Origin of the sequence: Oceanicaulis sp., assembly GCA_040112665.1 — a bacterium.
Lineage (GTDB): Bacteria > Pseudomonadota > Alphaproteobacteria > Caulobacterales > Maricaulaceae > Oceanicaulis.
The window spans coordinates 1,490,787-1,508,782 of record CP157796.1 but is presented as its reverse complement, the minus strand read 5'-3'; the positions used below and the strand labels follow the sequence as shown (position 1 = coordinate 1,508,782).

Annotated in this window: 18 protein-coding genes; 5 read left to right on the top strand and 13 right to left on the bottom strand. The window is 68.2% G+C overall.

The annotated features are described in order from the left end of the window. Positions 1-51 precede the first annotated feature (51 nt). From pgeF to ABL308_07190, 5 genes are all read right to left on the bottom strand, one after another. Positions 52-843: a peptidoglycan editing factor PgeF gene (gene pgeF, locus ABL308_07210; protein XBQ17663.1), complete on the bottom strand. Its 792-nt coding sequence runs from the start codon at positions 841-843 to the stop codon at positions 52-54. Beyond that, positions 843-2,282 (bottom strand): protein adenylyltransferase SelO family protein, encoded by a 1,440-nt coding sequence (locus ABL308_07205; GenBank protein ID XBQ17662.1) that lies wholly within the window; start codon positions 2,280-2,282, stop codon positions 843-845. The genes pgeF and ABL308_07205 overlap by 1 nt, the downstream gene beginning before the upstream one ends. A gap of 87 nt (positions 2,283-2,369) precedes the next feature. Next, complete coding sequence (locus ABL308_07200) at positions 2,370-3,443, bottom strand: alpha/beta hydrolase (GenBank protein ID XBQ17661.1); 1,074 nt, start codon at positions 3,441-3,443, stop codon at positions 2,370-2,372. Positions 3,444-3,615: 172 nt separating this feature from the next. Further along, complete coding sequence (locus tag ABL308_07195; GenBank protein XBQ17660.1) at positions 3,616-4,611, bottom strand: NADP-dependent oxidoreductase; 996 nt, start codon at positions 4,609-4,611, stop codon at positions 3,616-3,618. Between the two features lie 29 nt (positions 4,612-4,640). After that, positions 4,641-5,522, bottom strand: a complete 882-nt coding sequence (locus ABL308_07190) for a hypothetical protein (GenBank protein XBQ17659.1) — start codon at positions 5,520-5,522, stop codon at positions 4,641-4,643. Between the two features lie 128 nt (positions 5,523-5,650). On the opposite strand from ABL308_07190, the gene ABL308_07185 reads away from it, so the two are divergent. After that, on the top strand, positions 5,651-6,409 hold the full coding sequence (locus ABL308_07185) for a hypothetical protein (GenBank protein XBQ17658.1): 759 nt from the start codon (positions 5,651-5,653) through the stop codon (positions 6,407-6,409). Here ABL308_07185 and ABL308_07180 read toward each other — a convergent pair. The 3 genes from ABL308_07180 to ABL308_07170 form a co-directional block, all read right to left on the bottom strand. Then, positions 6,406-6,798, bottom strand: coding sequence for a VOC family protein (locus ABL308_07180; GenBank protein ID XBQ17657.1), 393 nt, complete (start codon positions 6,796-6,798; stop codon positions 6,406-6,408). The genes ABL308_07185 and ABL308_07180 overlap by 4 nt on opposite strands. Then, positions 6,795-7,112, bottom strand: a complete 318-nt coding sequence (locus ABL308_07175) for a winged helix-turn-helix domain-containing protein (GenBank protein ID XBQ17656.1) — start codon at positions 7,110-7,112, stop codon at positions 6,795-6,797. Before ABL308_07175 ends, ABL308_07180 begins: the two co-directional genes overlap by 4 nt. 126 nt (positions 7,113-7,238) lie before the next feature. Next, the gene (locus tag ABL308_07170) at positions 7,239-8,282 is read right to left on the bottom strand and encodes a nitrilase-related carbon-nitrogen hydrolase (protein XBQ17655.1); all 1,044 of its coding nucleotides are present in this window, start codon (positions 8,280-8,282) and stop codon (positions 7,239-7,241) included. 80 nt (positions 8,283-8,362) lie between these two features. On the opposite strand from ABL308_07170, the gene ABL308_07165 reads away from it, so the two are divergent. The 4 genes from ABL308_07165 (at position 8,363) to ABL308_07150 (ending at position 12,941) form a co-directional block, all read left to right on the top strand. Next, positions 8,363-9,181: a GntR family transcriptional regulator gene (locus tag ABL308_07165; protein XBQ17654.1), complete on the top strand. Its 819-nt coding sequence runs from the start codon at positions 8,363-8,365 to the stop codon at positions 9,179-9,181. A gap of 81 nt (positions 9,182-9,262) precedes the next feature. Next, a complete protein-coding gene (locus ABL308_07160; protein XBQ17653.1) occupies positions 9,263-9,910 on the top strand; it encodes a hypothetical protein in 648 nt (215 codons plus the stop codon). An 11-nt stretch (positions 9,911-9,921) separates the two neighbouring features. Continuing rightward, positions 9,922-11,526, top strand: a complete 1,605-nt coding sequence (locus ABL308_07155; protein XBQ17652.1) for an FAD-binding oxidoreductase — start codon at positions 9,922-9,924, stop codon at positions 11,524-11,526. Continuing rightward, positions 11,523-12,941 carry an aldehyde dehydrogenase family protein gene (locus tag ABL308_07150; GenBank protein XBQ17651.1) on the top strand — a complete coding sequence of 473 codons (1,419 nt, stop codon included), beginning with the start codon at positions 11,523-11,525 and terminating at the stop codon, positions 12,939-12,941. The genes ABL308_07155 and ABL308_07150 overlap by 4 nt, the downstream gene beginning before the upstream one ends. Here ABL308_07150 and ABL308_07145 read toward each other — a convergent pair. The 5 genes from ABL308_07145 to ABL308_07125 all read right to left on the bottom strand — a co-directional run bounded on the left by ABL308_07145 (position 12,938) and on the right by ABL308_07125 (position 17,766). Further along, positions 12,938-13,945, bottom strand: a complete 1,008-nt coding sequence (locus ABL308_07145; protein ID XBQ17650.1) for an alpha/beta hydrolase-fold protein — start codon at positions 13,943-13,945, stop codon at positions 12,938-12,940. The genes ABL308_07150 and ABL308_07145 overlap by 4 nt on opposite strands. 61 nt (positions 13,946-14,006) lie before the next feature. Next, the gene (locus tag ABL308_07140) at positions 14,007-14,981 is read right to left on the bottom strand and encodes an alpha/beta hydrolase (protein ID XBQ17649.1); all 975 of its coding nucleotides are present in this window, start codon (positions 14,979-14,981) and stop codon (positions 14,007-14,009) included. 47 nt (positions 14,982-15,028) lie between these two features. Continuing rightward, positions 15,029-15,259: a hypothetical protein gene (locus ABL308_07135; GenBank protein XBQ17648.1), complete on the bottom strand. Its 231-nt coding sequence runs from the start codon at positions 15,257-15,259 to the stop codon at positions 15,029-15,031. Between the two features lie 111 nt (positions 15,260-15,370). Continuing rightward, on the bottom strand, positions 15,371-15,958 hold the full coding sequence (locus ABL308_07130) for a DUF924 family protein (GenBank protein XBQ17647.1): 588 nt from the start codon (positions 15,956-15,958) through the stop codon (positions 15,371-15,373). Continuing rightward, on the bottom strand, positions 15,955-17,766 hold the full coding sequence (locus ABL308_07125) for a long-chain-acyl-CoA synthetase (GenBank protein XBQ17646.1): 1,812 nt from the start codon (positions 17,764-17,766) through the stop codon (positions 15,955-15,957). The genes ABL308_07130 and ABL308_07125 overlap by 4 nt, the downstream gene beginning before the upstream one ends. Positions 17,767-17,996 lie beyond the last annotated feature (230 nt).

Sequence of the window (17,996 nt, the reverse complement as noted above, 5' to 3'; positions counted from 1 at the left end):
TTGTCAAACCAAAGTGCGAGCAGCCTTAACGTGAGATTTACAGCTATGTATTTATTTGTTCAGCGCAATCACCCCGCACTGACCGCCGAACGCGCCGGGATGGCCGTCCTTCGCCGCGCGGCGGCAGGAGAAGAAGCGCTCACGATCGGCGAACGTGCAGTGGTTCAGCCGGACGATGAAATCCTCGTGCACGCCGGCCATCATCAGCTGACGGCGGCACGCCTCGGCGACGTCGAGCCCGGCCCCGCCCTCCTCGTCGCGCGGCCCGGCGAGCGCATCGTCCAGCCCGCCGAAATGAACCTCGAACTTTTCCAGCACCTCCGGGCCGACGCGGTAATTCTCCTTGCAGATCGCCGGGCCGATCACGGCCTGAACCTGTTCGGGCCGCGTGCCGTAGGCGATCTCCATCTCGTTGAGCGTGGCGGCCAGCACGCCCTTCACCGTGCCGCGCCAGCCCGAATGCACCGCTGCGACGGCGCGATTGGCCGGGTCGTGCAGAAGGATCGGCACGCAGTCGGCGGTCTGCGCGCACAGCGCCAGGCCCGGCACGTTCGTCATCAGCGCGTCGCCCTCGCCCGCCGACCACCGGCCTTCGGGTTTGGCGTCGACCTTCAGAACGTTTGTGCCGTGCACCTGATTGGCGAAGACCAGGCTCACCCCGCCCAGCGCCTCTGCGACCCGGCGGCGGTTCTCCTCGACATTGGATTTGTCGTCACCGCGCGACCAGCTGAGATTGAGGCTCTCGAACGGGCCCTCGCTGACCCCGCCCGTGCGCGTGGTGAAGGCGTGAACCACGCGGTCGCCGCCGAAATACGGCGCGCGGACGAATTCGAGATCGCTCATCAGCTCTCCTCGGGCAGAAAACCGGTCCGCCCCGCGCCCAGATCATAGCCCGCCCGCGCCTCCGCGATGAGGGCGAGCGTGTCGCCGAACATCGACCAGTCGTCGGCTTCGGCGATCGGCGCCCACAGCCCCTCCACCAGATCGATCGTCATGTGCAGCGGGTCGGCGCGGTCGAAATAGCGATGGCCCAGCCGTTCAGGCCGGACGGGATCGCGCGCCTCGATGGCGGCGCGGACCGGCGCGAAATCGGCGCGGGCGTAGAATTCCCCGCGCGGGCTCGCCTCGGCGCGCGTGGCCGAGGCCGCGCCGCAGAACCAGTCGAAGAAGACCGCTTCGAAGGGGATTTCGCTCTCCTTCATGAAATCGAGGAGGCCTGTGACCAGCGCCCCGTCGCTTTCGGGATCGAGGCTTGCAATCCCCAGCCTGTGCAGGAAGGCGGTGCGGATCTCCGCCTTGTAGTGCTCGGGATAGGCCGACAGCGCCTCGATCAGCTGGTCCCGGTCGCCCACCAGCGTCAGCGCGCCGCCCAGCTGCTGCAGCGCCCAGAACACGCTTTCGGGCTGGCGGGCGTAGGCGTAGAGCCCCGAATGGTCGAAATAGGCCGCCGTGAAGCCGGGCTCGAAATGCGGCAGGAAGCGCCAGGGACCGTAGTCGAAGCTTTCCCCGGTCAGCACCAGATTGTCGGTGTTCAGCACGCCGTGCACGAAGCCCGCCGCCATCCACTGGGCGACCAGCCGGGCGGAGTTCCGGCACGCCGCGTCCAGCAGGGCGGCGGCCTTGTCGGGGCGGTCGTGATCGGCCTCGGGAAGAAGCTCGGCGAGGCTGTAATCGACCAGCGCTTCGATCGTGTCGGCGCGGTCGTGATAGGCGTGGCGCTGGAACACACCGAAGCGGACATGTGAGTGCTGCAGCCGGGTCATCACAGCAGAGCGCGTCGGAGACGGCTCGTCGCCGCGGTGAAGCTGCTCTCCGGTTTCGAACACCGAGAAGATCTTCGAGGTGTAGACGCCCAGCGCTTCGAGCGTCTCGGCGGCGAGGATCTCGCGCACCGCGCCTTTCAGCGTCAATCGCCCGTCGCCCGATCGGGAGAAAGGCGTCTGGCCCGACCCCTTGGTCCCGAGATCGAGCAGGCGGTCACGGGAGTCGCGCAGCTGGCCGAACAGGAATCCGCGCCCGTCGCCGATCTCGGGGTTGTACACGCGGAACTGATGGCCGTGATACCGGATCGCCCGGGGTTCGGCCTGGTTATCGGGCAGCGGATCGAAGCGATGGAAATGCGCCTTGCGCGCGCCTTCATCGAGATCGAGGCCGACCTCGCGCGCCCAGCGGTGGTTCCACCAGATCTGCCGGGCCTCAGGGAAATCGGCCGGTTCGACCGGTACGGAGACGTCCTCGCCCATGGCGGCGAATTTCGGGTCGGGGCGGTAGGATGCGGTCATGTCATCGAGCTAAAGGCGCCGCGCGGCGGGTTCAAGTCCGACGCGCCAGGGGCCCGCCCGTTCCCCCGCCCGTGCAGCGAAAACCGCTCAAAGTCCGGTTTCGGCCTGGATCGCCGCGATCAGCCGGGCGTGCAGCGCATGCGGATCGAGCCCGGCGGCGAGCGCGTCGTCGCTCTCGGCCCGCGCGATCGCCTGAAGCCGCAGCGTGCGCCAGATCTGCAGCAGGAACCCGCCATGATCGTCCGGCGTCCAGCCAGCGACCGGTTCAGGCCGGGCGAGGCTTCGGAGCAGAACCGGGTCGCCCGGGTCCGGCCCGGCCGCCGCGCCGGGATGATCGGCGATGAACGCCGCGATGCGGTCGAAGGCGGCGGGCCGGTCCGCGCCCCAGCGCTCGATGTCGATTGTCGGGGCGGGGCTTTCGATCCGGTCCAGATGCACGCTCAGCGGATCGGGATCGCTCGCGCCGATCAGGGTGGGGACCGAGACCCGGTCCGGCCCCTCCTCGCCCCGGCGCTCCAGCGCCGTGCGGTAGACCGGCACATAGGCGGGCCCGGCGGTCAGGAAATCCCGCAGCCGGCGCAGCCGCAGCGCCAGAGGCGCAGGCGGCAGATCCATCCGCGCAGACAGGCGGCGGTCATACCAGGGAAAGAACAGGCGCTGTTCTTCCAGCCGCGCCCAGATCGAGGCGAGATGCGCGCCGTCCCAGACCGGCGGAAAACTGACGAGATAATGCGAGAGCAGGCTCTCGCGTTCGGCTTTGGTCCAGACCGGATAGCCGTCGAGCACCATCCCTGACACCCGGTCCGGCGCGATCAAAGCGAGCTCCATCGCGGTCGCCGCGCCGGTGTGAAAGCCGTAGACCGCAGGCCGGTCCAGACCCAGCGCGTCCATGAAGGACAGCGCCGCGCGGGCGAGATCACCGCTGGTCAGAGCCTCGCCGGGCAGCGCTTCGGAGAGCCCGTTGCCCGGCGTGTCCGGCGCGATCACGTCGAACCTGTCAGACAGGACCGCTGCGAGGTCGGCGAGCGCGGACGCGCTCTCCGGGCTGCCGTGCAGCGCGAGAACCGCCGGCGCGCCTTCAGGCCCTGCGCGGCGGTAATGCACGGCGAGACCGTCCACCCGCACCGCGCCGCGCCGCCCCCAGGCGTGGTTGGCGGTCATGCTTCGCCCTCCCCGCGTCTCTTTCCTCGCTTCCCGGCCAAGCCCCGGCGCAGGCCGGGGCGCCGAGCCGGGATCCACCGGAAACACTCAGCAATCCTGGCTGAGCGCCGAACGTAGATCCCGGGTCGCCCTGCGGGCGCCCGGGAAGCGATAAAGGGGAGAAAAGAAAAGCTCACAGCGCGATCAGGGCCTTGCCCCGGTTCTGCCCGTTCATCAGCCGGGCGAAGGCTTCGGGTGCGGCGTGCAGCCCGTCTGCGCGGTCCTCGGCGATGGTCAGACGGCCGTTGCGGACCAACAGCGCGCATTCGGACAGGAAGGCGTCCCAGCGGTCGTAGAAATCGTACACCACCAGCCCCATTAGCTTGGCCCGTTTGCCGATGACGAGGCCGAACGGAATTCCGGGCGCGGGCTTGCCGGTCTGGTAGTGCGCGGCGAGCCCGCACAGCACCGCCCGGCCATAGGGCTTCATCGCGGTGAGCGCGATCGTGAGAATGTCGCTGGAGACGTTCTCGAAATGAACGCTCAGCTCTCCCTCGAGCGCTTCGGCGAGCCGGTCCTGCCAGCCCTCGGCCTTGTAGTCGATGCAGGCGTCGAAGCCGTAGGTCTGCTCCACCAGCGCACACTTTTCAGGCCCGCCTGCGATCCCGACGATCCGGTCCGCGCCGCGCGCCCGTGCGATCTGCCCCGCCGAGCCGCCCACAGCACCGGCCGCAGCGTCCACCAGCACGACATCGCCCGGCCCGGCCTCGGCCAGCTGGGTCATTCCCGCCCAGGCGGTCAGCCCCGGCATGCCCAGCGCGCCCAGAAAGATCGAGGGCTCGATGCCGGTCTCGGCGATCCTGCGGACCGAGCCGGCGGGCGCAGCGGCGTATTCGCGCCAGCCCGCCTCCGTCAGATAGACGAGATCGCCTTCGTTCAGCTCGGTCGTCCGGGTCTGCACCACGCGCCCCACGCCGTGGCCGGGGATGGGGTCTTCGAGCGGTCTCGGCGCCGGCTCGCCCATATGCCGGCCGCGCAGGCGGGCGCCGACATACGGATCCATCGAGACGAACTCGAGCCTGACCAGGACCCCGCCGTCCGGGCAGGCCGGGGTCTCGGCCTCGACGATCTTGAAATCGCCCGCCTCGGGCTTCTTGTCGATCGCGTGTTTGAGGACGCCCTGTTTCATCGCGGTGTCCTTTCGCTTCAGGCCCCGCCTTAAAGCTCGATCACCTCGACCAGCAGGCCGTCCGGGCCGCGCAGCACGCCGGCGCGCTTGCCGTTATACGGCGCGCCGTCGCGGGGTTTCGGTTCACTCACCCAATCCCCGCACACCGAGTCGAAATCGGGATGCAGGAAGCTGCCCACGCTGGCGCCGGGGGGCATGTATCCCTCCCGCATCGGGCGCGGGCCGGCCTCGGGCGGATACTGGTCGAGCTCGAGAAACACGTCCCGGCCGTGCACGGCGGTGGAGATGGTGTGAAGCTCATTGCGCGGCGTGCCGTAGGCGTCCGCCAGCATGTGGTACTCGATGTCCATCACCCGGCCGGTCTCGAAGCCCAGCGTGGCGTCGAACCATTTCAGGCTCTCATGCATGTCCGAACAGCCCACCACCAGGATGAACAGCCGGTCGATCGGCGCGGTGGCGCGCGGCAGGTCGTAGGCGGGCAGGTCGTCGCGGATCTGGGTGAGGTAGACGATCTCCCCGTCGGGGCCGCGCATCTGCATCGGATAGATCGCAGGCAGGCCCTCGATCTCGCGCGGCGGGCCGATCACTTCGAACGGGCTGTCCTTGACCCGCTCATGGGCGGCGAGCACGTCCTGAACGCAGATCTCGATCGCGTTCCAGCCGTAGGTGACCAGCGGGCGGTAGCCCTCGACCACCGGCTGCTCGATCAGCCTGAGATAGATCTCCGCGCCCGAGGCGGGCTTCATCACGACATGGTTCGCCCCGGCCGCCTTCGGCGCACCGAAGCTCTCGGCGAGATCGGCCGGCAGAGGGCCCTTGTGGACGGTCTCATAGTCGAGGAAATCGCGATACCGGGCTTCGGCGGCGTCCAGATCGGCCACGGACAGGGTGGCGGCGCGCAAGAGTTTCATCAAATCTCCCCGATGTTTGACCCTTCGGCGGCGAAGGCTCGCCGCCGGGCTGGGAGTTGGTATACCATTTAGCGCGCCAGCAAACGCAAGCGGCGGCGCGCGAAAAAGCCGCCGCAAGGGGAGTTTCAATGATCCGCGCCGTCCTGATCGCCGCCTTCGCCGCGAGCCCCGCCTTCGCCCAGCCGCCCGCCCTGCAAGCGCCCGACAGCCTCACCGGGCCCGAGATCGTCTCCCGCGCCTATGAGGCGGCGGGCGGTGACGCCTGGGTGAACCCTGAAAGCCTCTACATGGAGGGCTACGGGCTGTTCTGGTACGGCGGCGATGAAAGCTTCGTGCGCTACGAGCCCTACCGGATGTGGCGGGTCTATCCGCAGGTGAAGGAAGACGCGCACGCCGCGGACGGACGGGTGCGGATCGAGGCGATGAACGGCGAACAGATCGTCTTCCAGATCGCGTTCGACGGGACCGACACCTACACCCAGGACGGCCGGGTCGAGGACGAGGCGGATTCAGACCGCTGGGCGTCCAATTTCGGCTTCGGCGTGATCCGTCACGCGCTCGACGAAGGCTATTCCGTCGACCGGCTCGCCGACGACTATGTGGACGGCGCGCCGGCCTACACGATCCGGGTGAACGACCCGGCGGGGGGAAGCACGATCTTCAACATCCGCCAGCACGACTTCGCCGTGGTGAAGGTCGGCTTCGACACGCCCGAGGGCTGGCACGAGCGCAAGTACTCGGAGTTCTACACCAACGAAGACGGCGGCTGGGTCCAGCCCGGCCGGGTCCGGCTCTACTATGACGGGGTCAAGCGCAACGAGATCTGGTGGACGCGCTTCACCACCGGCGAGCAATGGGACGACGCGCTGTTCCGGCTGGAGGATTAGCCGTCCAGCACTTCGATCAGCTGGATGAGATTGCCGCAGGTGTCGTTGAACACCGCCATTTTCGCGCCGCCGGCGGTCATCGGCGGGTTGGTGAACTCCACGCCCGCTGCGGAGAGCCGCGCATACTCGGCGTCGAGATCGTCCACGCTGAAGGCCGTGAACGGGATGCCGCCGGCCATGAGCGCCTCCCGGAAGGCGCGCGTCGGCGCGTGGGCGTCGGGCTCCAAAGCAAGCTCCACACCCTCGGGCTCTTCGGGCGAGACCAGAGTCAGCCAGCTGAACTCGCCCATGGGAATGTCGTGTTTGACCCTGAAGCCCAGCGTCTCTGTGTAGAAGGCGCGCGCCTTCGCCTGGTCGTCCACGACCACGCTCTTGATGTACATCTTCATGGCCGGTCTCCTGTGATGAAGCCTGTCAAAAACGGCGTGAGCGTCTCCTTGAAGGAGGCCGCCGCGGTCAGTGAGTGGACCTTCGTGCGCCCGCGCCAGGCGGTTCGGATCAGCCCGGCCTCCTCAAGCGTGTTGAGGTGACGCGAAAAGGCCTGCCGGGTCAGGCAGAAGCCGTGCTCGTCGAAAACCCGGCCGTGAAGCTCGAACAGGGTCTGGTCGTCACGCGCCCTGAGCTGTTCAAGGATGAGCAGGCGAGTGTCGTCGCCGAGAGCACGGAACAGCGTGCTGAGCTGAGGGTCGAAGGGAAGTCCCATACCGCCATCATGCAACAATTTTGTTGCATGTACAGCAGCGAATCGGGGCGGCGCCAGATATCTGGACGAAACGGTGACCGCCGGACCCTCAAACCTTTATGAGCAGCCCGCCTTGACAGCAGACCATCAGATCACCCCGCGCTTCGCCAGCGCCTCGATCACTGCGGTCTGGCGGTCGCGGTAGAAGCTCTTCTCCGGCGTCGTCACTGCGCCGTTTTCATCGAGCAGCGTGCCTTCGGGGTGGATGTCGGATCTCGCGTATTGCCGGGCATAGAGCCCCATGGGCTGGCGGGCGAGGAGATTGCCCATCGCGGTCTTGCGCCGCAGCCGGCGGAGCATGCCCAGATCGACCTCCCCGAAGGCGCACATGGACGGGCCGGTGGCGGCCTCGGCGATGATCAGCCCTCTGGGATCGACGATCTTCGAGCCGCGGTCGGCGCTGGCCACCGGGATCGGCGTGCCGGTCATCCCGCCTGTGTTCGCCGAGACGACATAGGCGAGGTTCTCGATGGCGCGGGCCTGCTTGGCGATGTTCTTCGGGGTGAGCTGCGGGCTCGCGATCTCCGAGCTCGAATGTACGAAGACTTCCGCGCCCTTCACCGCGTGCAGCCGTGCGATCTCGGGATAGAGGATTTCCTCGCTGGCGATCGCGGCGAGCCGGCCCAACGCCGTGTCTGCGACCGGAAACAGCGCGTCCTCGCCGTAGGCGTCCAGATACGGGTCGAGCACGTCATAGGGGCTGGGCGCGTACATCGAGATCAGCCGGCGATAGCGCAACACCTGAGCCCCGGCGGGATCGATCACCACGCAGCCCTGAAAGTAGAGATCGGGGAAGTGCGGGTCTGTCTCATAGCCGTTCCAGGCGATGTGCACGCCAAAGTCCGACGCGATCTGCGCCAGCGCCTCGAACTCCGGCCCGTTCGCGTCGATCGCGGCCTTGGCCTTCCACTCTTCGGCGGTCTCGCGCATCGGAAAACCGGTGAGCGCGTATTCAGGCAAGACGACGAGTTTCACCTCGGGACCGATGAAGCCGATCGAGCCGGCGATCTCCCCGCGCATGCGTTTGATGGAGCGCATCATCTGCGCGCGCGCGTCTTCAGGGCTGGCGCAGGCGTTGACCGCTTCGCAAAGCGATTGCAGGGCGAGGGCGGTGTAGGCGGGGGCCGTCATGGCGTCTCCTTGGTGCGCCGCGCTGGCGTCAGGCGGCAAATCGTCTTTACATCACCGGCTGTCGCGACGCAGAAGAGACCATGACCGCACGCCCGGGCAAGACCGAACACGCCGCGAGGCTCGGCCCCGAACTCATCGACGAGTCCTTGCCGACCCCGCTCTATCACCAGATCTTCCTGGTCCTCAGGGACCGGATACGAGACGGCGCGTTCGCCGCGGGCGCCATTCTGCCCGGCGAGCAGGAGCTCGGACGGCTGTTCGACGTCAGCCGCATCACCGTCAAGCGCGCAATGAACGAGCTGGCCGCGCACGGCCTGGTCACCCGCCATCGTGGGCGGGGCACGGTCGTCACCCACAACGCCGGCGCGCCGGTCGTCGAGGGCCGGTTCGACACCCTGTTCGACGCGCTCAAGCGCATGGGGCTGGAGACCGAGGTCCGGCTTCTGGAGGTGGAGAACCACCCCGCCGGCGAGGAGCTGGCGCTCGAGATGGCGCTCGACCCCGGCGCGGCGGTGCAGCGCGCGGTCCGGCTGAGATCGCTGGAAGGCGAGACCTTCTCCTATCTCGTCACCCACGTGCCCGGCGAGATCGCCGCGCGCTACACCGAGGACGATCTGAAGACCCAGCCCATGCTGGAGCTTCTGCGCCAAGCCGGCGCCGAAGCCGTCGAGGCCGACCAGACGATCACCGCCGTCGCCGCCGATCCCCAGATCGCAGGCGCGCTGAAGATCGCCACCGGCTCGCCGCTTCTGAAGATCAAACGGATCATGCGCGGCGCGGACGGACGCGCGGTGCAGCACATCCTCGCCTATTACCGGCCCGAGCGCTTCCGCTACCATATGCGCCTTGTGAAAAAGGACGCCGGCGGGGCGGGCTGGGGCCCGGCGGAGCTGGCCTGACGGCCCGGCCCGACCGCTTGGCCGGCGGGGCAAATGATATATAAGTATATCATTTGCTGACCGCCGCGGGGGCGAGCTTTCATGATCGAGCCGATCTGGCTGTTTCTGCACATTCTGGTGTTCGTCTACTGGCTGGGCGGCGATCTCGGCGCCTTCTACGCGAGCCGCCTCGTCGCCGATCCTGCGCGTCCGCCCGCGGCGCGCGGGGCTGCGGCGCACATCCTGATGAATGTCGACATGGCGCCGCGCATGGCGCTGATCTTCACCCTGCCGACCGGGCTCGCGCTCGCCGCCTCGCGCGGCTGGATCGCGCTGGACCCGCTCTGGGTCGCCGTAGCGTTTATCGCGGCTGTCATCTGGGCCGGCGCCGCCTGGCTGGTGCATCTGAAGACCGGCCCGCACGCGCTCGCCAGGCATTTCGACACCGCGCTGCGCTGGGTGGTGATGGCGGGCCTCCTCGCCGCCGCTCTGGCCGCGCTGGCCGGGGTCTGGGACGCGCCGCTTTTTCTGTCGCTGAAGCTCTGCCTGCTCGCGCTCACGATCGGTTCGGGCCTGATGATCCGCAGCGCGCTCGCCGGGTTCGGCCCCGCCTTCGCGCAGGTGATGGCCGGCGAGGCGTCCGCCGACGCTACGGTCGCCGCCAGCCTCAGGCGCGCCAAGCGCTGGGTGCTGGTGATCTGGGCCGCGCTCTTCGCCGCCGCGCTTCTGGGCGTCTACACCCCCGCTTGAAGGAGGCCCGCATGGCCGAAACCCTCGCCGACGACGCGCTGATCGAGACGCTGAGCCAAATTCTGGGCCGGGCGGGCGTGGCCACCGGCGCGGACGCGCGGGCGCTCTATGCCCAGGACGTCTGGACCGAAGGCGCGCCGATCGACGCGGTGATCAGCCCGCGCAGCGAGGAGCAGTGCGCCGCTGCGGTCCGGGCCTGCACCGAGGCCGGCGTGCCCGTCTACCCGCGCGGCGGAGGGATGAGCTACACCAAAGGCTATCTCGCCGACCGGCCGGGGGGCGTGGTGGTCGACACCGCCGCCATGGATAAGGTGGTCGAGATCAACGCGAGCGACATGTATGTGCGCGTTCAGGCCGGCTGCACGTGGAAGACGCTGCACGAGGCGCTGAAGCCCACCGGGCTGCGCCCGCCCTTCTGGGGACCGCTCTCGGGGATCAGCTCCACGGTCGGCGGCGGGGTCAGCCAGAACAACGCGTTTTTCGGCGCCAGCGCGCACGGGCCGACCGCGGACTCCGTTCTCTCGGTCTCCGTCGCTCTGGCCTCCGGCGAAATCCTGCGCACCGGCACGGCCTCGGGCGAGACGCCCGAAGGCGCGGCGAGGCCCTTCTTCCGTCATTACGGCCCGGACCTGACGGGGCTGTTCTGCGGTGATTGCGGCGCGCTGGGGGTGAAGACCGAGGTGACGCTGCGCCTCGCGCCCGCGCCGGCCCATGAACGGCGGGGCAGTTTCAGCTTCACCGATCGGGACGCCTGCGCGCGGGCCGTCGCTGCGCTGGGGCGCACGGGCCTGGCCTGCGAGCTCTTCGCCTTTGATCCGGGGCTCACCCAGGTTCGGATGAAGCGCGCCTCGCTGGCGAGCGATGCGAAGACGTTCGGCAAGGTGGTGACGGGGCAGAAAAACCTCGTCAAAGGCCTCGCCGAGGGCGCGAAGATGGCGCTGGCGGGCCGGAATTTTCTGGGCGAAGCGGACTTCAACCTGCACTTCGTCACCGAAAGCCATAGCGAAGCCGGAGCGAACGACGCGTATCGAACGCTGGCGAAGCTCTGCGAGGCCGAGGGCGGAACCTCCGTGGAGCCGACCATCCCCAAGGTCATCCGCGCCGCGCCCTTCACCCCGCTGAACAACATGATCGGCCCGAACGCCGAGCGCTGGGTTCCTGTGCACGGCATCGTGCCGATGAGCGCGGGGCCGGCCGTCTGGGCGGAGATCGACGCGCTGTTCGCGCAGCTGGCCGGCCGCTTCGAGGCGCACGGCGTGACCACCGGCTTTCTGCTGACGACGCTCTCGACCACCGGCTATCTGATCGAGCCGGTCTTCCTCTGGCCCGACCGGCTTTTCGCGCTGCATGAAGCCAGCGTCGAGCAAGACTATCTCGGAAAGCTCACCCCGCGCCCTGAAGACCCCGCCGCCACCGATCTGGTCGCCGAGGCGCGCGAAAAGGTCGTGGAGATCTTCGTCCGGCACGGCGCGGCGCATTTCCAGGTCGGGCGCACCTATCCGCTGGCGGCGACCCGCTCCGCGCCGGCGCTGGCGCTGCTCAAGGCGGTCAAGGCCGCGCTCGATCCCCAAAACCTGATCAATCCCGGCGCGCTGGGCCTTGGAGACAGACCATGACCCTGAAGGTCAGAAACCCGCGCACCGGCGCGTTCGATTACGAGATCACCCCGCCCAGCTCCGGCGATCTCGACCAGATCGCCGGCCGGCTGCGCGATGCGCAAAGGGCGTGGGCGGCCACCCCGATCTCCGAGCGCATGGACAGGCTCTCGGCCTGGGCCGGCGCGATCGAGGCGGACGCGGACGCGCTCGCCGCCGCGCTCGAGACCGACACAGGCCGCCGGCGGGTGGCGCGGCTCGAAGTACAAGGCGCGGCCGCCTCGCTGAGAGGCTGGGCGATGTCCGCGCCGCTGCTGGCGCCGAAAGCGGACTGGCTGGAGGGCCGGTCCAACCCGGCGCTGAAACACACCGGCCAGTACGTGCCCTACGGTCTGGTCGGCGTGATCAGCCCGTGGAATTTCCCGCTCACCCTGTCGCTGATCGATGCGATCCCGGCGCTGGCTGCGGGCTGCGCGGTGCTGGTCAAACCCAGCGAGGTCACCCCCCGCTTCGTCGCGCCGCTCACCCGGACGATCGAGGCGGCGGGCCTGGCTGATCTCATCGCCTTCGTGAACGGCGGCGGGGAGACCGGCCAGGCGGTGATCGCGCGCTCCGATCTCGTCTGCTTCACCGGCTCGGTCCCCACCGGCCGCAAGGTCGCCGCCAGCGCCGCGGAAAAGCTGATCCCGGCGTTTCTGGAGCTCGGCGGCAAGGACCCGCTGATCGTCACCAAAAGCGCCGATCTCGATCTCGCCGTGACCGCCGCGCTCAGAGGCTCGGTGCTGTCCACCGGGCAGGCCTGCCAGTCGATCGAGCGCATCTATGTCGACCGGGCGGTGCACGACGTCTTTCTCTCAAAGCTCGTCGACGCCGCCGAGGCGGTGCGCCTGAACTGGCCCGACATCAATCAAGGCGAGCTCGGCCCGCTGATCTTCGACCGGCAGGCCGACATCATCGCCGGTCAGATCGCCGATGCGGCGTCCAAGGGCGCGCGCGTGCTCACCGGCGGGGTGATCGAGACCCATGGCGGCGGGCGCTGGATCCGCCCCACCGTGATCGCGGACGCGACCCACGCCATGACCGTGATGACCGAGGAGACCTTCGGCCCGGTCATGCCGGTCATGGCCTATGACACGATCGACGAAGCGGTGGCGCTCGCCAACGACACCGAGTTCGGCCTGAGCGCGGCGGTCTTCGCCGGCGATCTCGACGAAGCCGAACAGATCGCCCGCAGGCTCGACGCCGGCGCGGTGTCGCTGAACGACGCCGCGCTCACCGCGCTCTTCTATGAAGCCGAAAAACAGAGCTTCAAAAACTCAGGGCTCGGCCCCTCGCGCATGGGCGCGGCCGGCCTCACCCGCTTTTTCCGCCGCAAGGCCCTGATCGCAAACACCGGCGCGCCCCTGCCGCTGAGCGCGTATCGGGAAGGCGGCTAGCCCAAGGCCTCCACCAGATACGGCAGGCTGACGTCCATGCGGTAGTCGATGCCTGAATGGTCGTCGGGGAATTCTTCGTAGCGGTGGGTCACGCCGAGCTGGTCGAGGCGGCGGTGCAGGCGGCGGGCGCCGTAGACGAGGTCGTACTGATCCACGTCGCCGCAATCGATGAACAGCGCCTTCAGCGATTTCAGCGCCTCGGCCTTTTCCTCCACCATCACCAGCGGATCGAAGGCGAGCCAGTTGTTCCAGCGCTCGGCGATGCGTTCGCACGTATGCGGATCGACGGGCAGGCGGATCCCCAGATACCCCCCGTCCGGGCACGGATCATAGCTCGCCGCCATTGCGAGGGTCATCAGGACGTGGATGTCCGATCCGCTCGGCTTGGGGTTTTCCTCGAACTTGTCCATGAACGCCTTGATCGAGCCGTGCCTGGCGATCGCGCGCAGGGCCGCGGGGAAGTCCTTCGCGTAGCACAGCTCGAAGCCCATATCGCCGGAGTGGCACGCCGCGGCCGCCCAGATGTCGGGCCGGGTCATGGCGTGGTGCATCGCGCCGAACCCGCCCGAGCTTTTGCCGAAGACCGCCCGGCGCCCGTCCCCGCCGCAGCCGAACACGCTTTCCACACCCGGCACCACGTCCTCGCAGATCACGTCCGCCCACGGGCCCAGGGCTGCGGAGTTGACGTACTGGTTGCCGCCAAGCCGGGTGAAGCCGTCGGGAAAGGCCACGACGGCGGGCTTCATCGCGCCCGAGCCGACCAGACGATCCAGCCGTTCAGGGACGTTCTCGCCGAAATTCTTCCAGTTGGTATGGCTGAGGCCCGAGCCGGTATAGCCCGCCAGATCGACCAGCAAAGGCAGGCCCGCCCCGTCATGACCGGCCGGCGTCCAGACGTCGACGCGGCGCACATGCGGATCGCCGAGCGGATTGTCCTTCAGCCGCTCGATCTCGAGGTCGAGCGTGTGCACGGTTCCGGCGGGGTGGTCGGTCTTGCGGGTCATGGCGTCTCCCTTTCCAGAGGCGCGGCGAGCCTAGAAGCAGCAGGCCGGGACGCAAAGCGTCCTAGCCCTTCTTCGCCACGCCTTTCGCCAGCGCTTTTGCAGCGGTCTCGATCGCGGGCACGGTGGCGGGCACGACGCGGGAGAGGTTGAGAAAGCCGTGCGGCAGGCCGTTGAACACCTTGCGCTCGACCGGCACGCCGAAGGCGGCGAGCTTGGCGGCGTAGGCTTCGCCCTCTTCAAGCAGCGGATCGAGCTCGGCGGCCAGCATCCAGCACGGCGGCAAGCCCTTGAGGTCGGCGGCCATGAGCGGGGAGATGCGCGGATCTGACCGGTCGGCGTCCTTGAGATAGCGTTTGACGATCTCTTCGAGCGTGGCGACCGAAATCAGCGGCCCTTCCTGCCAGCGCGGCCGGTCCTTCTTGACCTGAACGAGCTGCAGAAGCGGATAGAGCAGAAGCTGGAAGACGACACGGTCGCGCCGCTCGCGCGCCACGGTCGCGGCGAGATTGCCGCCCGCGCTGTCGCCGCCCAAGGCCAGGCGCGCAGGATCGAAGCCGAAACTCGTCAGCGCGCCCGCAGCGATCGCGTCGAAGCTCGCGAACGCGTCCTCGACCGCCGCCGGATAGGGGTGTTCGGGCGCCAGCCGGTAGTCGATCGAGACGATGCGCACGCCGGACACCGCCGCAAGGCGCTGGCAGAGCGGGTCGTAGCTGTCCAGCGAGCCGATCACGAACCCGCCGCCATGGTAGAAGACCAGGCCCGGCCCCGGCGTCTCCTCGCTCGCTCCGTAAGGCACGTAGACGCGCGCGGCGATCGGCCCGTTTCCGCCCGCCACATCGACGGTCAGCCGCTTTTCCACCGGCGGAGGGGGCAGCTCGACCACGTCGCGCGCCCGGGCCAGAAGATCGCGGAGCCCCGACGTGCTCTTGTCCCCGCCGAACATCTCGGTGAGCCGGGAGAAGTCGAAGAATTTCTGAAACTGATTGGGTTCGGCGGCCATGACCGCAAGGATCGCCCCGCAAGCGGGATCGGGCAAGCCGTGCGCGCCGTCCGCCGCGGAAATGTCACCGATCGCCGGGAGACCTAATGCAGGGCGATCGGGGTTTCCCGGCTGATCCGCCCGCCCAGCGCGTCCTCGATCTCGCTGCGCAGGGCGCGCCAGGCGTCTGCGCTTTCCGCCTCGCCCTTCTCGTCGAGCTCGCACACCGCCTGGTCGGCGTAGCCCAGCGCGCGCGCGCCGTGCCGGTCGACCAGGGTGAAGGCGATGATGCGGATGTCTTCAGGCGTGATGCGCGAGCGGCGGGCGGCGGGCATGGGCGGTCTCCAATGGTTCGGAGACGGGATTGCAAGCGGCTTGCCGCGCTTATGACGCCATATATCAATGAGTTAGGTTCAGACGCCTGCGGAAGAGCCTGCCCGCCGGGCCTATTTTGCCGGGCGTTTCGCGCCGGGCGCGTAGCCGCCCGCCTCGAGAAATTCGGTCTCCGCCGGGGTCGGCGTGCGGTTCAGGGCGGCGTTGCGATGGGGAAAGCGGCCGAAGCGGCGGATCAGCTCGAAATGGGCGCGCGCATGCCGGGCGGTCTGACCGCCCTCGCCCAACCGGGCTTCGCACAGCGCCACGCACAGCGCCTGATCCTCGATGTCTTCGGAATGCATCAGCGGCATGTAGACGAAGGCGCGCCGGTCGGGCGCGAGCGCCCAGTCCCAGCCCGCGGCGAGGGCGGCGCGCGCCGCCTCCAGCCCCAGCGGATCGAGGCTGAACGCCGCGTTCGAGCCGCGCCAGACGTTACGCGGCGCCTGGTCTGTCAGGATGATCAGCGCCAGCGCGCTTTCAGGCTCGACCAGCCAGGGATGGTCGGCGATCGCCCCGGCGGTCCTCAACGCATGGCAGGCAGGTCCGAACCGGCGGCGCACCGCGGCGTCGAAGGCCGGATCGACGCTGAACCAGCGCTTCGGCCCGGCCTCGACGAACCAGAAGTGCAGAACGCTTTCGGGATCGAGCGGACGGCTCACACGCGCTTCTCGCCGGAGATGATCGCCGCGCGCAGCTCAGGCGTCAGCTCGACATAGGCGCCGGCGTCCGGATCGTCGAAATAGAGCGGCTCGGAGACCTTCTCGGGGTCCCAGCCCTCGCGCACCAGATCGGTCTTCTTCAGCTTGAAGGTGCCTGTGGTGTGCTCGCTCGGCGCGTCGGTGTGCAGCCTGACGAAAAGCGGGCGGGCGTAATGGGGCAGCTCGCGGTGCACATGGGCGCGCAGGGCCTGAAGATCGAAATCCTCGTCGATGATCAGCGCGGCCATGCCGGCCTTGCCCGAATAGTCGGCCACCTCGACGCCGTAGACGTTCGCCTGGATGACGCCGGGATGCACGCCCATCGCCTCGGCGACCTCGTTGGTGGAGACGTTCTCCGACTTCCAGCGGAACGTGTCCCCGATCCGGTCCACGAAATAGTAGTAGCCGAGCTCGTCGCGCTTCATCAGGTCGCCGGTCCGGAAATACAGATCGCCGTCCTTGAACACGTCGCGCAGGATTTTCTTCTTCGTGGCTTCCTCGTCCTGATAGCCGTCGAACCGATAGCGCGCGTCGTCGGGGCGGATCTCGCCGATCGCCTCGCCGACCTCGCCGGGCGCGCAGGGGATGCAGCGGCCCTTCTTGTCGCGGATCACCTCTTCCTTCTCGGTGTCGAAGCGCACGAGCTTGATGTTGAAGCGCTTGGCGAGATGGGGCGGGACCCGGCCGATCGCGCCGGGCCTGGAATCGAGATTGATCAGCCCGACATTGCCCTCGGTCGCGCCGTAGAACTCGATGATGCGCGGAATGCCCGAACGCTCGGCGAAGCGCGGCCAGACGTCGGGACGCAGCCCGTTGCCGATGGCGACGCGGATCTTGTGCTTCTTCTCCGCCGGGCTGGGATCGTTGGCGACCAGGAAGCGGCAGAGCTCGCCGACATACATGAACATGGTCGCGCCGGTCTCCACCGCGTCTTCCCAGAAGCGCGAGGCGGAGAACTTCCGGCGCACGATCAGCGTGCCGCCGAAGCTCAGCGCCGCGCCGACCCCGCACAGCCCGCCGGTGGCGTGATACATCGGCAGGACCATCATCATCCTGTCGTTCTTGTTCGCGCGCGCCGCGACGCCGAACACCTGCAGGTAATAGAGCGAGCGGGTGTGCGCGACGATCGCCGCCTTGGGCAGGCCCGTGGTGCCCGAGGTGTACATCTTCATGCACGGATCCTTGGCGCGAAGATGGGCGCGGCGGGACCGGTCCGGGCGCGTATCGTCGGACTTGGCGAGGGCGGCGTCGAAATCCTGCGCGCCCTGGATGCCGCCCGCGCCGTCGGTGAGCCAGACGGTCGGCTTGTCGGCCACGGTGTCGAGCCCTGTAGCGAACTGGCCGGCCAGCTCGCCCTCCACGATGGCGTGGCGCGCGCCGGAGATGGAGATGGTGTGCGCCAGCGGCGCGCCGCTGATCTGGTTGTTGATGAGCGCGCCCTGCACGCCGACCTTGGACAGGCCGTGCCAGACCGCGACGTACTCCCACCGGTTGCCCATGTAGAGCGCGACCGAATCGCCCGGCTCGATGCCCTGCGAGACCGCCCAGTGGGCGATGCGGTTCGCATGGGCGTCGAATTCGGCGTAGCTGATCTTGCGGCCGTCCTCGGTCAGGAAGGCGGTGCGCTTGGCGTGCGCGTCGACGCTGTCTTCCAGGAGATCGGGCGTCAGATGCTCTGAGTCAGGCGTGATCGATTTCAGCTTGCCCAAAAGCCGCGCGAGCTCGGTCGTATAGAACCACTCGCGGCCGATCGCCTTGAAAAGACCCATGCTTCGCTCCCCTCTCTGGATGCGCTCTACCGGCGCGAAGCGCGACAGTACGGCCCGGGGCGGACCGGTCAAGGCAACCGGGGCGGTGGAGCCGCGTTAGCAGCAGACGCGCGGAGAATTCCGCGTATGCAACCCCCGCGCGGCTGCTTTTTGCATATTTTATAATGATATTTTCAGTTGCCCTCACAAGCTAGGTGTTGATGTTTCAAAAAATCCAAGCCTTTCAAGCG